Annotated in this window: 11 protein-coding genes; 6 read left to right on the forward strand and 5 right to left on the reverse strand. The window is 40.1% G+C overall.

Annotated features, from left to right (window positions below):
* Window positions 1–28: 28 nt before the first annotated feature.
* Entirely contained in the window at window positions 29–421 is a 393-nt protein-coding gene (locus tag P20429_RS09190) for an ACT domain-containing protein (RefSeq protein WP_007583601.1), read from the forward strand.
* A gap of 182 nt (window positions 422–603) precedes the next feature.
* On the opposite strand, the gene P20429_RS09185 is transcribed toward P20429_RS09190, so the two are convergent.
* From P20429_RS09185 to P20429_RS09170, 4 genes are all read right to left on the reverse strand, one after another.
* Window positions 604–1,260, reverse strand: coding sequence for a class I SAM-dependent methyltransferase (locus P20429_RS09185; RefSeq protein ID WP_007583603.1), 657 nt, complete (start codon window positions 1,258–1,260; stop codon window positions 604–606).
* A gap of 28 nt (window positions 1,261–1,288) precedes the next feature.
* Entirely contained in the window at window positions 1,289–4,939 is a 3,651-nt protein-coding gene (locus P20429_RS09180; RefSeq protein ID WP_007583605.1) for an SbcC/MukB-like Walker B domain-containing protein, read from the reverse strand.
* Window positions 4,936–6,183, reverse strand: coding sequence for an exonuclease SbcCD subunit D C-terminal domain-containing protein (locus tag P20429_RS09175; protein WP_007583608.1), 1,248 nt, complete (start codon window positions 6,181–6,183; stop codon window positions 4,936–4,938). Before P20429_RS09175 ends, P20429_RS09180 begins: the two co-directional genes overlap by 4 nt.
* A 78-nt stretch (window positions 6,184–6,261) precedes the next feature.
* Complete coding sequence (locus P20429_RS09170; RefSeq protein WP_002959190.1) at window positions 6,262–6,498, reverse strand: hypothetical protein; 237 nt, start codon at window positions 6,496–6,498, stop codon at window positions 6,262–6,264.
* 578 nt (window positions 6,499–7,076) lie between these two features.
* On the opposite strand from P20429_RS09170, the gene P20429_RS09165 reads away from it, so the two are divergent.
* The 4 genes from P20429_RS09165 (at window position 7,077) to P20429_RS09150 (ending at window position 11,814) form a co-directional block, all read left to right on the forward strand.
* Window positions 7,077–9,524 carry a M1 family metallopeptidase gene (locus tag P20429_RS09165; protein WP_007583612.1) on the forward strand — a complete coding sequence of 816 codons (2,448 nt, stop codon included), beginning with the start codon at window positions 7,077–7,079 and terminating at the stop codon, window positions 9,522–9,524.
* The gene (locus tag P20429_RS09160; protein ID WP_007583614.1) at window positions 9,524–10,018 is read left to right on the forward strand and encodes a DUF6702 family protein; all 495 of its coding nucleotides are present in this window, start codon (window positions 9,524–9,526) and stop codon (window positions 10,016–10,018) included. The genes P20429_RS09165 and P20429_RS09160 overlap by 1 nt, the downstream gene beginning before the upstream one ends.
* A 319-nt stretch (window positions 10,019–10,337) precedes the next feature.
* A complete protein-coding gene (locus P20429_RS09155; RefSeq protein ID WP_007583617.1) occupies window positions 10,338–10,955 on the forward strand; it encodes an HAD family hydrolase in 618 nt (205 codons plus the stop codon).
* A gap of 133 nt (window positions 10,956–11,088) precedes the next feature.
* Window positions 11,089–11,814, forward strand: coding sequence for a YebC/PmpR family DNA-binding transcriptional regulator (locus P20429_RS09150; protein WP_007583619.1), 726 nt, complete (start codon window positions 11,089–11,091; stop codon window positions 11,812–11,814).
* A 199-nt stretch (window positions 11,815–12,013) separates the two neighbouring features.
* On the opposite strand, the gene P20429_RS09145 is transcribed toward P20429_RS09150, so the two are convergent.
* Window positions 12,014–14,203 (reverse strand): malate synthase G, encoded by a 2,190-nt coding sequence (locus P20429_RS09145; protein WP_007583621.1) that lies wholly within the window; start codon window positions 14,201–14,203, stop codon window positions 12,014–12,016.
* A gap of 241 nt (window positions 14,204–14,444) precedes the next feature.
* Between P20429_RS09145 and P20429_RS09140 the strand changes: the two genes are divergently transcribed.
* Window positions 14,445–16,046 carry an isocitrate lyase gene (locus P20429_RS09140; protein WP_007583624.1) on the forward strand — a complete coding sequence of 534 codons (1,602 nt, stop codon included), beginning with the start codon at window positions 14,445–14,447 and terminating at the stop codon, window positions 16,044–16,046.
* The last annotated feature ends 699 nt before the right edge of the window (window positions 16,047–16,745 follow it).

Raw genomic sequence — 16,745 nt, forward strand, 5'->3', positions numbered from 1 at the left:
ACTAAATAACACATTGTAGGGAACGACTATGGCCGGAATTTTAGAGTTAAATCAATTATTAAAATCAATGCAGCCAGCGCTTAAGCAAGGCGAGTATATTTTTTGTTGCTTAGCAGGAAAATTGGCTGATTATGTTCATTTAGAGCCACTTGCCACTTATGTTGAAGAGGAAGGGCTAACCCTTATTTTAAAAGCTGAAACCGCCGATAAAGCAGGTATTACTTACGAGGGTAAATATAATTTAATTACTCTTAATGTACATTCAAGCTTAGAGGCCGTTGGGCTAACTGCTGCGGTATCTGCAAAGCTGACTGAGCATGGCATTAGCGCTAATGTAGTAGCTGCGTTTTATCACGACCATATTTTTGTACAAACAGATAAAGCACAAGCTGCAATAAAAGCGCTTGGAGAGATTGGTTAGGATTGCTGGCACAGCAATGATCTGAGTGATGTGGATATTAGAGCGTCGGGTGGCGCTTCGCTTAACCGACCTACGTATAAAATAAAAGCGTGGTGTAGAGAGGTTTACATAAAAACACCGAGTTTGTTCACTCGGTGTTTTTATTGGTGCTGAATCGCGGGTGCTTGTTCAGCTTGTAAAACTTAAACTACATACCCACTAAAACCTAGCGCTTTAAAATACAGCTTCGGAATGCCAAATTTGCACTCATTTAGCAGTTCGCTAAAGCGCATTCTATCTAGCGGGTAAAACTCATTTTCTAAGTCGTGCCCTGTTTGTGTTTTACCTGTTTCGGTTAAACCCAATTGCGCGCACGTTGTAAGCTGGGCTTCGCGCTCAAATGAAGTTTCAGGGCGCATTAAATCTGCAATATAAAGGTTGGCGTCTTTTTTAAGGCTTCCTTTAATCGCTTTTAATAACTCTTTTTTATCGCCATTATCTTGTACAAAATGCATTACCAATAAACATAAAACGGCATCGGCTTTAACCGATAATTTATTAACAGGTCCACTATGAATATTAACGCGGCTTGCTATGCCTTGCTCATCAAATTGCTGCTTCGCGATAGCAAGCATATCGACTGATGTATCTTGCGCGGTAAATTGCCATGTAGGGTTTAATGCAGCCAGTGCAAGTACTTCTTTGCCTGTGCCTGCCCCTACTACTAAAATATGCGCATTATCGCTTAGCGTTGCTTTTAGCTGTGCGTTAGTGAGCTGATGTAATAATTCATAACCAGGAACTAAACGGGTTATACGGCTATCGTATTGTGTTGCTTGCTCGCCTGTAAACGTTGGCATTGTATCTCCTTGTTTTCAGTAATGTTGCTTATAAAACTTCAACTGTGGAATATCCACCTGGCTTTTTGGCTACATGCACTTGAGTGGCTACACGCTCGCTCATTTGTGTTACGTGCGATATAACGCCTACTTTTCTGCCTTGTGCTTGCAAAGAATCCAAAGCGTCCATTGCAATGCTTAGGGTTTCGCTGTCTAACGTACCAAACCCTTCGTCAATAAACAAAGAATTGATTTGTACTTTGTTTGACGAAAGCGATGCTAAACCAAGTGCAAGTGCGAGCGATACTAAAAATGACTCCCCGCCTGAGAGTGTATTAACAGAGCGTTGCTCGTCGGCCATGTCGCGGTCAATAATTGCAATGTCGAGTGTTTGCGCTATGGCGGTTAATTCGTAGCGTTTGTTGAGTGTTTTTAAATGGCTGTTTGCATAGTGCAGTAATATTTTTAACGTTTGTGTTTGCGCTAAGTTACGCATGGTTTTACCCGTTGCATCACCCAATACTTTATTAAGCAAGTGCCATTGTTCAACCTGGGTTTTAAGCGTAGTTAACTCAGCTTGTTTGCCTTCAAGCGCTTTCGCATTTTGGTTATGTTGCTCAATAGCGGTATTAGTTGCTAGTAATGAATTTTGCAGCTGCGTTTGTTGCTCGTTTAAGCTGCTTAGTTGCGTACTTAAAGCCTCTGCACTTTGCGTTGGTTTATCGCTACTGTTGTGTTTTTCAAGCGTAAGTTGCTGCTGTTTTAATGCGGCGTTTGCATCTGTTAGGGCTTGAGTTAACTGCTCGTGCTGAGTTAAATGCGCTTTAATAGTCTCGCTACTAAGCGTTAGTAAAATTTTGACCTGTTCGTGCGTTGCATTGCTATATTGCACTTTAAAGTCAGTAAACCACTGGTTATAACGTGCCTCAAGCGTTGCTAGCTCTTGGCTGTTTTCAAGTAAGCGTTGCTCTACATTTTTAAGCGTTATGGCGTGCTCATCTCGTTGTTTTATCGCGTCGTCATAGGCTTTTTGACTCGCTTGAACCTGCGATTGCAGTTGCTCTTGCGCACTTGTGAGTTTTGCTTGGTAGTCGTCTGCGCTTATTTGCTCGTTATTAAATAAAGCTAAGCGCTCACTTTGTACAGTGCTTAGTAAATTTTTAGCTTTTACAAGCTCTTCATTAAGTGCTTTTAACGACTGCTCGTTGTTACTTATGAGCGGTGTGAGCTGCTTTATTTGTTCATTAGCTTTGTCTTGGCGCTTTTGGCTTTGCTCAAGTTGCGTTTGAGTTTGCTGATACTGCGTAACCTGCTCGTGCAGCTCGCTAAGTTCAAGCGTATTGGCTTGTAGTTGCTGCCAAAAATCACTGTTTTCAAATTGATTATTGAGCGTTGTACCAAGCTCGTTAATTTGCACACTAAGTTCGCTATGCTTACTCGTTAACTGGTTTTGCTGATGTGTAAACTCAAGGTGTTTATTACTAAGTTGCTGCTGTACTTGCTGCTCTGCTTTAAGTGCTGCTAGTAGCTCATTTACTTTAGTTTGCAGTGTACGCTGGCGTTTTTGCTGCTCAAAGTATTGCGCTTTTTGCTCCGTTAACTGCTTATAAGTTACTTCAAGCTGACCAGGCGTTAAGTCGTTAAGCTCTGTGCGTGCGCCTTGCATGGTATTTTTAATGTCGAGCTGTTTAGCTTTTGCTGTTTGTATTATTTGCTCAAGTTGTCCGTGTTCAGCAGTTAATACGGCATGTTGAGTTTGGTGCTTATGCAGCTCGCTTTGTGCATGGTCAAATTGCTTTTTAGCTATATTAAAATCATTTTCAAAATCAGTAATTAAGTTATTTAATTGCTGATTTTGATTTACCGCATACGGGTGCTCAGTTGCACCGCACACTAAACAAGGTTCATTAGGGCGAAGCTCAGTGCGTAAATGCTCTACGTTCTCGCTGGCTCTTAAGCGCGCTTGGTTAAGTGCGTACTCGTTGCCTTTAAGCGCTTGCTCGCTGGTTATTAAATGCTGATTAAGTAAAGCATGGGCTTGCTGGCTTTCATTTAACTGCTGATTAAGCACTTGTTGGCGTTGAGTACTTTGTTTTAGTTCTGCGTTAAATTGCCCGTAGCGCTCTCGCTGCTCTTTTAAGTAATCAATACTTTTTAGCTGAGCGTCACAGTGCTCTGCATTAAATTCATTAAGCTGAGTATTTAATGCCTGTAAAGTTGATTGCTCACCACTAAGTGCCACCTCGCACTGCTGCACTTTATTATTTTGCGCATTTAAAAGATCGCTCTGACTTGCAAGCTCGCTATTAAGAGTTTGGCTTTGTGCAAGGTTTGCGGTTAATTGCTGCTGTGCATTTAAGTAGGTATTAAAGCTTTGCTGATAGTAGCTCCAGTCTTTTGCTAAAACATGCAGCTGTGCATGCTCATTAAGCCATTGCTGGCTTTTAGTTGATTCGGTATTAGCGAGTTCAAGCTCGCTATTGCTTTGTTTAAGCTGCTGTGTGAACTCATCAAACTGAGATTGCTCTTTGGTTATTTGCGACTCAGTACCTTTTACAGCTTGAGTTTGCAAGGCAATATTGCTGTCGAGCTCTCGCGCTTTAGCTATAACGGGCGCTGCATTTTGTTTTTGCTCATTGGCGTTATTAAGCAGCTCGGTATGCTTAGTAAGCGCGGTATTACGCTCGTTAATTACCGCTAAATGATCAACACTTTTAAGCGATGAAATTTGCTGGTTTTGCGCCGTATTTTGATCGGTTAATTGAGTAAAACGACTGCGGTTATCTTTTATTTCAAGTGCCTGCTTGGCTTGTTTTGCTTGCTCGCTTTGCTCAACGATACTTTCAAGCGCTGAGCTTGCTTGTTGCTGGGTTTGCTGTGCTTGCAGTAAGTTTTGCTCAAGCACTGTAGCTTGCTGATACCAGTTAAGTGCTTTTTCGGTTTTGGATAGCTCTTTTTTAGTGTGTTCGGTTTGCGCTTTTAAATCGGTTAACTTGGTTTGTTGTAGCTCAAGTTCATCGCTCGTTAACAAAGTATAGCTTTCAAGACCAGCTTTAAGCGCTTCAAGCGTTGCTACTTGCTCTTTATGACGCTCAAAAATACGCACGCCAATACGGCTAAATTTATCGGTGCCCGTTAAGCACTCTAAAAGTTGCGCTCGCTCATCGCCAGTGGCTTTTAAAAACGCAGCAAACTCATGTTGTGCTAAAAGTACGGCACGGGAGAACTGCTCAAAGTTAAGCCCTATTTTACTCTCGACTTCTTTTATTGTGTGGCTTTTGTCAGCTATAAGGGTTTCGTCTGGCAGGGTTACTAAAGTGTGCTCTGCTACTTTAAGTTTTCCTGTTACTTTTTTATGGGTCCGTGCAATTGTATAGCGCGCACGATAAAGCTGTTTATCTTGTCCTAAAAAGTCGACCTCGGCGTAGCCTTCCCATGTACCTCTGCGTAGCAAGTTTCGCGCATCATTAAGCTTAATGCTGTCGCCGTTAAACTCAATTAAGTTACCTTTATCACCGCGCAGCCTCGCTGTTTTTGTATAAAGGGCTAAACAAATGGCATCTAAAAAGGTACTTTTACCAGCGCCAGTATCGCCTGTTATCGCAAACAATCCTGCATCTTTTAATGGAGCTTTAGTAAAATCTATTTCAGCGTCAACTATTGAGGCTAAATTATGAATACGAACTGCGGTTATTTTCATAGTTGTTCTTGCTCCGTAAGCTCGTTTATCACATCACTTAAAAGTGCTTTTAGCTCATCGGGTACGCTTTGCCCTGCCATGTCTTTATCGTTTGCGAATGCTTGTTCTAATAGGTTTAGTGGGTTGAGCATTTCAACTTCGCTTAAATCTTCAAATACGGTGCTGTCGTCATTTTGCGCTGATTGCTCACGTACACGTTCAATACCACAAAATTTAATATGCTTGCCTTCAAGTGCTTGTTCTATTTGTTCTCTGAAGGTGGTGTCGGTATCGCTTGATTTAAGCTTTACACGTAAATAAGGCGCTATTGTATTTTGTGCAGTGTCGAGCGCTTTAATTTGCTCGCATAGTTCGCTTAATGGTACACACTCCCCTTTTGGTAAAATAATTACATCGGCAGAGCGCGGAATGTAAAGGGGGTTTACAGTTGTACTAATATGTTGTTTTTCATCAATAATAAACTCAACAACATTTACTTGGTGCGTGTAGTTACGTTCTGAAAACGACATAGGGATAGGTGTGCCACTGTAGCGAATAACATCACTTTTAGCGACTTGTTGCGCTTTGTGTAAGTGCCCAAGGGCAACGTAGTTGGCTTGTTTACCAAATACATTGGCTGAAATAGACTCTTCACCACCTATTACTAAGTTACGCTCAGAATCACTTGAAATGTCCCCGCCCTTTGCGTGTAAATGCCCCATAACTATTAATGGTGAGTTTTGCTCGTTTATATTAGTAGCTTGCTCTAGTGCAAGTTCGTAAGCTTTTGAAACGCCTTGAGCATAACTAGGACCGTTTTCGGTTTGGCTAAGCAAACTTACATCGCTTGCACGCAAAAATGGCATAGCGACGATTACAGCGCGTTTACCATTGGTATTTATGGTAATAACAGTTTCATCTGGTGTTGCGACATCAAAGCGCCCTACTACGTGAGTATCAAACTGTGCAAGTAATGGCTGAGCTGCCAAAATACGATTTGCAGAGTCGTGGTTACCCGCAATAATCACTACGTGTAATAGTGGGCATGCTTTTTTGGCGTCTTTAATAAATTGATAAAGCTGATTTTCGGCGCTAGCACTTGGTGTTGCTGTATGATAAATATCGCCCGCAACTAAAAGTAAGTCTATTTGTTGTTCAACAAGAGTGGCTAATAACCATGTAAAAAAAGCTTGATGTTCAACACGGCGATCGTGTTCGTAAAATTGTTGGCCAAGGTGCCAATCTGAGGTGTGGAGGACTTTCATGTCGCGCTCTTAATAAAACCGTAAGAGCGCCAATATACCCAAGGCTGTTAAAGATGCAAGCCTAAGGCATGCATTACGTTAGGTTAAACTGTACCAAGCTGAAAAAACAACCGGTAATGCTAAAAGTGCCATTAATAATGGAATTTTTAACGTTTTAGTTTGTTTTGCGTGTAGCGCCTTTAGTGCATTAGTTTCGTTGCACGCTGCTACTTTATCGATATAAAAATAACCCGAATCGAGATACTGCTTACAGTTATTCTCACTTGCTGGAATCGCAATTAGTTCTTGTTGTTTTTTTAGGATGTAAAAATCCATAAGCCCACCGCATTTCTTGCTAGTAATCGATATTAATTTGAGGATAAATGTGACGAATTTATTTGCCTCAAATAAAAAGGTTGGCGATTTTAAATATAAACAGCACTAAAGATCAACCTAAAATTACACTATTTGTCATTTATCGTACAAATAGCGAATATTAATGAAGTTCGGCAATATTTGAGCCAATTATTTACTCGTTTCACTGTGTTTTTGTTCAGTAGAAAGGGCTTTTAGGCCATTTACTTGTTGCGAATTAGTAATACTTATACGTAGGATTAATGGTCTACCTGGTAATGCCAAAGCAATACTTTTTTAGCAATATATATAAAATGAATGATATTTTTTTAAGTTCTGGGACTTAGTATTTAACCGATCAAAACCATTATTAAAACCCAATTTTGTAAACCCCCTTTACAGTTTTTATCTATTCGTATTTTGTTACAAAATAATTGTATTTTTCAATCTAAAAAACTAAGTGAACATCACCCTAAAAATACGGTACTTGGTCGCTAATTTATTGAAGCTAACTGGTATATTTGTCAAAGTACGCTCACAAAATTATATTAGGACTAACAATGAAAAAAATAGGTCTTACGCTAAGTGCTTTTGTATTGCCATTCGCAATATCGAGTGCAGCTATGGCGTCTTCGGTTGAGCAAACAAAAGGTTCTTTTGTTGATAAATTTCGTCAATTAGACGAAGCGCTTCCTACACCCAATGTTTATCGTAGTGCCGCTGGCGAACCAGGTGAAAAATACTGGCAGCAACGTGTAAATTACGATATTGATGTGAAGCTAGATGAACAAAAGCACCGCATTACTGGTAGTCAAAGCATTGAATATAAAAACAACTCACCACATACGCTTAAATATTTATGGTTACAGTTAGATCAAAATATTTTTAAAAGTGACTCTATTGCCGAAACAACTAAAACATTTAAAAGCACTTTAGAAAGCCTACCAGCTCAAAAGCCCGCTAAATTAAGTTTAGGTGAATTACGTCGTCAGCAATTTATGAGCGACAACGAACTGGGTTATACAATCAGTGGCGTAAAAGATGACGATGGTAAAGAGCTACGCGTAACTGTAGTTGATACCTTAATGCGCATCGATTTAAACGAGCCATTAAAACCAGGTAAAGAAGTCGAATTTAGCATGAACTTTGCCTTCAACATTGTTGAAGAAGATGCAGTGGGTGCACGTTCTGGTTACGAGCACTTTGAAGAAGACGGCAACGACATATTCTTAATTGCTCAGTGGTTTCCTCGTTTAGCCGCTTATACCGATTACGAAGCATGGACAAACAAGCCGTTTCTAGGCTCTGGTGAGTTTACGCTTGAGTTTGGTGATTACGATGTTGAGATTACTGTTCCGGCAGATCACATTGTATCGGCAACAGGTAAACTTGATAACGCGAGCAAAGTACTTACAAGTACTCAGCGCAAACGTTTAAAGCAAGCCGAAACATCTAAGCGTCCTGTGTTTATTGTTAACGCAGAAGAAGCGCTAGAAAACGAAAAAGAAGGCACCGACAAAACTAAAACGTGGCACTTTAAAGCGCAAAACGTACGTGACTTTGCCTGGGCGTCGTCTCGTAAGTTTATGTGGGATGCAAAAGGCTATCAACAAGGTGGTGACGTTCAGCCTTTAGTTATGGCAATGTCGTTCTTCCCTAAAGAAGGTGGTGACTTATGGGAGAAGTACTCAACTGAAGCGGTAGTACACACAATGGAAGTGTACTCTAAGTATTCTTTTGACTACCCATACCCAACTGCGCAATCGGTAAATGGCCCTGTTGGCGGTATGGAATACCCAATGATTACCTTTAACGGCCCGCGTACTAAGTTACAAGATGATGGTACACGTACTTATTCTCAAGCTGAAAAGCGCTTTTTACTTGGCGTAGTTATTCATGAAGTGGGTCATATTTACTTTCCAATGATTGTTAACTCAGATGAGCGCCAATGGACGTGGATGGATGAAGGCTTAAATAGCTTTTTAGATGGCGTTGCTGGTCGTGAATGGGATCCTACTATTCCTTGGGGTGTTGAGCCTCGCGATATAGTGAGCTACATGAAGTCTGAAAACCAAGTACCTGTTATGACTCAGTCAGACAGTGTATTACGCTTAGGTCCTAATGCTTATACTAAACCTGCAGCAGCCCTTAATATTTTACGTGAAGTAATTTTAGGTCGTGACTTATTCGACTTTGCATTTAAAGAGTATGCTCAGCGCTGGAAATACAAGCGCCCTACTCCAGCTGATTTTTTCCGTACAATGGAAGAAGCCTCTGGTGTTGATTTAGATTGGTTTTGGCGTGGCTGGTTTTACACCACAGACCATGTAGATATCTCTTTAGATAAAGTATATCAACTACGTTTAGACACTAAAAACCCTGATATTGATTACAGCCGTTTACGTGATATTGAAGCAGACAAACCTACTTCATTATTTGTTGAGCGTAACCGCGCACAAGGTAAAAAAACATGGGTTGAGAAAAACTCTGATGTTACCGATTTTTATGACGAAAACGACCGTTTTACTGTAACCAATAAAGAACGTAACTCGTACAATAAGTTTTTAAAAGGCTTAGAGCCGTGGGAGCGTAAAACGCTTGAGCGTGCTTTAGAAGAAGATAAAAACTATTACGTTATGGAATTTTCAAACCTTGGCGGTTTGGTAATGCCTATTCTATTAGAGCTAACATATGAAGATGGCACTAAAGAAGAGCGCTATATTCCTGCTGAAATTTGGCGTCGTAATTATAAAAACGTTCAGAAGCTGATTGTTACCGATAAAAACAAACCGCTTGTATCAGTTACTGTCGATCCAGGCTGGGAAACAGCTGACGTAGATGTTGAAAACAATAACTACCCTCGTCGTATTATTCCTTCACGTATTGAAGTGTTTAAAAAGGAAAAGAGTAAAGCTAAAGTAAGTCGCGATATCATGCAAGATATTAAAACTGAGCTTAAAACTGATGAGAAGAAAGACGAAAAGGATGACGGTGAGGAGCAGCAATAATGCGCTTTTTGCTTATTATTGTTTGCCTTTTAGTTGCTGCGCCAAGTATGGCGCATCAACTAAAGTCGTCAGTTACAACCGTGCTTTTTAATAAACGAACGCATAATGTTGAATTAATGCATCGCTTTTATTTACATGATACCGAACACGCCGTAGGAACATTGTTTAAAGGCAAAATTGATATTATTAGTAATAAAGCCGACCAACAACGTTTTGCTAAGTATGTTGAATCGCATGTTGCTCTACAAACGTTAAGTGGTGAACCTTTACCACTTAACTTTGTGGGAGCACAAGTTGATGGTAAGTTTTTTTGGGTTTACCAAGAAGCACCAATTCCTGAAAATATTGAAGGAATTAAAATGAGTAATGGCGCACTTCGTGATTTATGGCCATCTCAGGTAAATATGGTAAACGTTGAGGGCAAAGGTAAGATTAAAACTTTAAACTTTGCTCAAGATGATACTTGGCTCGAAGCCCGCTTTGAGCAAAATTAATATTTAAAACTTCCCCAACCGACGCGCACAGCAGTTTATGTGCGCGTTTTCTTCATACGTTTAAACTGCGTTCATGTTTGATCTGTTATTTGTAAATTTACGTAAAATTTGTGAGTTCAATTTGTATATTTACCTTTTTTTGCGCATGATATATCAAGCACTTAAATTACTTTGTTATCAATAGATTGATAATGGTGCGTATTAATATTTAAATATAGTTAGTTTCATTTATCCCTTTGTATTTACCGGCCTAGGGCATAAGCAGTAGAGAATTTTATGTTTAAATTTCATTTAGTAATAACTAAATTCAGGGAATGATATGACTACTCAGGTTGAGGCTATTTTTGGAGTGATTTTTGATTTAGATGGAACATTGGTTTCATCAGAATTAGATTTTGCATTAATAAAGGCCCAAATAGGTTGCCCTTGCGAGCAAGACTTACTTGATTACATTGCTCAGTTGCCCTCACCGTATATGCGTGAAGAGGCAATGAATATAGTTCACCAACACGAATTAATAGATGCACAACATGCCAGTATATTACCTGGTGTGAGTGAAGCTATTCATGCTTTAAAGTCTAAAAATATTCCGATGGCGATTGTTACTCGCAATTTTGATAAAGCAGCGGCAATTAAATTACAAAATAATCCACTCCCTATCAGCACAGTTTTAACGCGAAGCGATGCCCCAGCAAAGCCAGATCCCAGCGCTTTAAATGCCATTGCTACACTTTGGAACATTAACGCCAGAAATTTACTTTATGTAGGCGATTACCTTTACGACATTCAAGCTGCGCACAATGCAAATATGCGCGCGTGTTTATACGCTCCAGAGTCAACGCCTGCTTATGCCGATCAGGCAGATTACGTTTTACATGACTTTGTTGAATTAGTGACATTAGTTGAGAGTTATTCTGAAAAAATAGAGTTATGTTAAATAGCGTACTATTAAATTTATTTAAGAATAAGTGCTACGTTATTTAAATTACAAAATAACGTTTGTTCCTAGCCCAATACGTTTTGAATTGGTAAAATACCGCAAAACGTAACGTATTCATTAGGGGCACAAAATGGGCAGAGCATTTGTAGTTCGTCAAAGTTCTATGATCAAAACAGCCAATGCAAAAACAAAAGTAAACTCAAAGTATGGTAAAGAGATTTACGTTGCAGCAAAAAGTGGCGATCCCGATCCCGAAGTAAATCAAACACTACGCCGTCTAATCGAAAAAGCTAAAAAAGACCAAGTACCCGCACACGTTATTGAAAAAGCAATTGAAAAAGCAGCCGGTGGCGCAGGGGAAGATTACTCTGTTGCCCGTTACGAAGGCTATGGTCCTGGTAATTGCATGGTTATAGTTGACTGTTTAACTGACAATCCGAACCGTACAATTAAAGATGTACGCTTACCGTTTACTAAAACAGACTCAAAAATTGGTACTCCTGGCTGCGTAGCACATATGTTTGATCATTATGCGGTACTTGGCTTTGCGGGTGATGACGACGAAATAGTATTAGAAGCATTAATGATGGCTGATGTTGATGTTAGCGATGTTGAAGCCGAGGACGGTAAAATATCGGTATTTGCACCACCAACAGAATATTTTAAAGCTAAAACTGCCCTTGAAGACGCATTTGAAGGCATTAACTTTGAAGTAGACGAAATTACGTTTATTCCTCAAGTTAATATTGAAATTGAAGACGAAGAAGTTATTGCTAACTTTGATAAGTTTATAAATATGCTTGAAGATTGTGACGATGTACAAAATATTTATCACAATGCCATTGTAAAAAATTAGATTTAATTAGCTAAAGCTTTAAAAAGCGTGTTTTGTGTATGCAAAACACGTTTTTTTACGTTTGAATAAATGTTAGATATTCATGTGTATTATCTATATACCTTTAAAATGCCTTAAAAGTGATGTTATTCTAATTTTAGGCGATAAAAAACCAGCTTAAAAGCTGGTTTAGCACTTAATCTGAACTTTGCTTAAGCGGTTAAAGCGTATTCGTTTTTTGTGCTTTATATCTTATACGGTAGCTATGTAGCAGTGGTTCAGTGTAACCACTAGGTTGTGTTACCCCCTCCAAAACCAGTGCAAGTGCAGCTTGAAACGCAATGCTGTTATTAAGGGTTTCTTCGTTTATTGCCATGGGTGTATACGCAGTGTCGTGCTCGTTTTGACCATCAACCACTTTGGCCATTTTAGCCATTGTTGATTTTATTTGCGCCTTTGAGCACACGCCATTTAGTAACCAATTAGCCATATGCTGGCTTGAAATACGCAGTGTTGCTCTGTCTTCCATTAGCCCGATATGGTTAATGTCGGGTACTTTTGAGCAGCCAACGCCTTGATCAATCCAACGTACAACGTAACCTAAAATGCCTTGTGCGTTGTTTTCTAGCTCGCTTTGAATATCTTCTTTTGAAAGCGTTTTAGGGTCTGTCATTAGCGGCGGTGTAAGCAGGTCATTAAGGCTCGCAATAGTACGTTTAGCTATACTTTGCTGCTCAGTAAATACGTTTATATCGTGATAATGCATTGCATGTAGGGTAGCGGCTGTAGGGGAGGGCACCCATGCTGTATTAGCGCCTGATTTAGGGTGAGCTTGTTTTTGCTCCATCATTAATGCCATTTTATCTGGCATTGGCCACATGCCTTTACCTATTTGTGCTTTATGACTTAAGCCACAAGCAAGGCCAATATCGACGTTGCGATCCTCATAAGCTTGTATCCATGGTTGCTGCTTAATCTGTGCTTTTGGAAGCACAACGCCCGCTTGCATAGAGGTATGAATTTCATCGCCTGTTCTGTCTAAAAATCCAGTATTTATAAATACAACACGCTCTTTGGCTGCATAAATACAGGCTTTTAGGTTTACAGAAGTACGGCGTTCTTCATCCATAATACCCATTTTAAGCGTGTTTTTAGGTAAGCTTAGCGCTTCCTCTACTAAGCTAAATAAAGTGTTAGTAAACGCTACCTCTTCAGGGCCATGCATTTTTGGTTTTACTATATTAATACTTTGCGCGCTTGAATTTTTTATACCTGTTTTTTTATTTAGGTCGTGCAGGGCAGCGGTGGCAGTAAACATCGCATCCATAATGCCTTCAAATACCGGTTGATTGTACACATCGGTAATCGCAGGATTCGTCATTAAATGGCCAACGTTTCTTACAAACATCATGCTACGGCCTTTTAAAGTAACGGTGCCGCCATCGAGTGCGGTGTATGTTTTATCACTTTGCAGAGTGCGCTCTACAGTTTTATCGCCTTTTTTAAACGATTCAACTAAGTTACCTTGCATCAACCCAAGCCAATTTTTATAAACTTGTACTTTATCTTCTGCATCTACCGCAGCTACTGAATCTTCACAATCCATAATGGTGGTAAGCGCGGCCTCTAACACTACATCTTTTAAGCCTGCTTTATCTGCTTGGCCAATAATGTGGTGGTGATCGATATGGAGCTCTATGTGTAAATCATTGTTTTTTAATAACACTACGGTTGGGTTTTGTGCTTCACCTTGATAGCCAATAAGCTGAGATGGGTCAGCTAATGTGGTTTGAGAGCTATCACGTAACGTAATTAAAAGTGCGCCATCTACTACTGAATAATTAGTGCTTTCTATATGCGAGCCATTAGTGAGCGGCAATGCTTTATCTAAAAACTGGCGAGCGTAGGCCATTACCTTAAAACCACGAACAGGATTGTAGGTATTGCCTTTTTCGGCTCCATCGTCTTCGCTTAACACATCTGTACCGTATAAAGCGTCGTATAACGAACCCCAACGTGCGTTAGCGGCATTAAGTGCAAAGCGTGCGTTACTTACAGGCACAACCAACTGAGGGCCTGCTGTAAAGGCTACTTCGGGTTCTACATTTTGGGTTTCAATTTCAAAGTTTGTAGGCTCTTTAACTAAATAGCCAATATCTTGCAAAAAGGCATGGTACTTAACGCTATCCCACGTTTTATTAGCAAGATGGTAGTCATCTATTTGCTGTTGAAGCAATTCTCGTTTTTCAAGCAGTGCCTTATTTGTAGGGGTAAGTGTTTGAACGATATGTGCAAAGCTTTGCCAAAATTGATGCTCACTTAAGTGAGTGCCTGGTAGTAATTGATTTTTAACAAAATCAGCGAGTTGTGTGTCTACGCTGAGTCCTGAATGTGTGAGAGTGTGGGACATAATTGCCTTCCTTAAACGGTCGCGATGTTGTTGTGTGCTTGTGCGTTAAGGCAACAATAACTCAAAAAGGCAATGTTGAGTGCTTTTTAGCCATTCACAAAATGTATAGCCACAATAACAACTATAAATTTACTAAATCTAGAAAAGGAGCCTAATGTTGAATCAAGCGAAACGGAGCACACACTCCTAGCCACTCTCACAACATTAAAATAATTTACACACTCGTTCGAAGGATTTTATTATGACAACATATCAACGCGAAACAGACACACTCTCTACTCTTTGCCAATCACAAGGCAGCGCATGGAAAGCTATTAACCCTGAATACGCAAGCCGTATGCGTTTACAAAACCGTTTTCGTACAGGGATTGAAATTGCGCAATACACAGCAGACGTTATGCGTGAAGATATGGCTGCATATGACGCCGACACAAGCCTGTACACCCAATCTTTAGGGTGTTGGCATGGCTTTACTGCCCAACAAATGATGATGGCTATTAAGCGCCATCAAAAAACAACTAAACGCAGCTATGTATACTTAAGTGGCTGGATGGTTGCAGCACTTCGCTCTGCATTTGGTCCGCTGCCAGATCAAAGCATGCACGAAAAAACATCGGTACCTGCATTAATTGAAGAAATTTACACATTTTTAAAGCAAGCTGATGCACGTGAACTAGACCACTTGTTTAACGATCTAGATGCAGCGAAAGCGAATGGCGGCGATGTTCAAGCTGTTATTGATAAAATAGACAACTTTGAAACTCATGTTGTGCCAATTATTGCTGATATTGACGCAGGTTTTGGTAACGAAGAAGCAACTTACTTACTGGCTAAAAAAATGATTGAAGCCGGTGCGTGTGCCATTCAAATAGAAAACCAAGTATCTGACGCCAAACAATGTGGTCACCAAGCGGGTAAAGTGACCGTTCCACACGAAGACTTTTTAGCAAAGATTAACGCAGTACGTTACGCCTTTTTAGAACTTGGTATTGATAACGGTATTATTGTGGCACGTACAGATTCATTAGGTGCAAGCCTTACTCAAAAAGTACCTGTGTCGCAAACACCAGGTGACTTAGCAAGCCAATACAATGCATTTTTAGAAACGACGCCAATTAACGGTGTTGATGACTTAAATGAAGGCGACACAGCAATGAAAATTAATGGCCAGTTATGTAAACCAACTCGCCTAGATAACGGTTTATTTCAATTTCGCGAAGGCACTGAAAAAGACCGCGTAGTACTAGATTGTATTACGAGCTTGCAGTCGGGCGCTGATTTACTGTGGATTGAAACAGAAAAACCTCATGTTAAGCAAATTGCAGAACTGGTAAATCGTGTAAAAGAACACGTGCCAAATGCAAAACTGGTATACAACAACTCGCCTTCATTTAACTGGACGCTTAAGTTTCGTGAGCAAGTGTATCAAGAGTGGGAAGAAGCAGGCCGTGACCTTAGTGCTTACCCAAGCCTTGGCGACAATAAAGGCCTTATGGCACCAGAAATGGATGCAACAGAGCTTGCGCAAGCAGCCGATTTACTAGTGCAAAACTTCCAGCGCGATGGCGCACGTGAAGCAGGTATTTTCCATCACTTAATTACTCTGCCTACGTACCATACAGCTGCGTTGAGCACTGATATTTTATCAGAAGGTTATTTTGGCGATATGGGTATGCTGGCTTATGTACGTGATGTACAACGCCAAGAAATTCGCCGTGAGCAAGCTTCTGTTAAGCACCAAGACCTAGCAGGGTCTAACATGGGCGATACGCACAAAGAATACTTCTCTGGTGATAACGCGCTAAAAGCCGGTGGTGAAGACAACACCATGAACCAGTTTTAATTTCTAACTAGATAGTGTTACTCAAGGGCCAATAGGCCCTTTTTTATTGCTTTAAGTAAAGTTAGAACATTGAAGCATAATTACAGATCAGACTTTAATTAGGGCGTGTTGATCTTTGTGGATTGAAATTTGTTCAATCTAGGGGCGATTAAATCGCGGCGCGAGGTTTGTAACCTAGTGGGCTAAGTAAAAACCGAGCAAAGCTTCCGCGTCCTGCTCACGCCCCTTACCTACATCCATGTAGGCAACAAAGAGTTTATCGTCCCTAGAAAGAACCCAAAGGGCAGCGCATGTTTGGTATTTATGCTACGTTATCTCCTATTCATGGGGAATAACCACACTACATAAGCTCCGCCTTGCCTAAAAACCAAACATACTGCTGCAATTAACCCACCAAAGTTCAACACGCCCTTGCCAAATCATGTTGGATCACTATTTAACTACCTGAGTGAATTTACAGATCAGAGTTTAACTAACCTTTCATAAAACGGCATATTTGGGGTGATTTTGCTGTAAAAAGCGTTTACAACAACTTTAAAAGGCAGGTAAGTGACTGATTTTTGCTTTAATAGGCAAACTTAGCGAATTTATAAACCGATTTTTTACTAACTTCTCTGTGCTATAAAACAAAATTTTACTAACTGATAGGCTATAAACAGTGACTCAAACCGATTTTTTACCAACTCAAGTTACAAAAAA

This window comes from Pseudoalteromonas sp. BSi20429 (assembly GCF_000238895.1).
In the GTDB taxonomy this organism is placed as follows: domain Bacteria; phylum Pseudomonadota; class Gammaproteobacteria; order Enterobacterales; family Alteromonadaceae; genus Pseudoalteromonas; species Pseudoalteromonas arctica.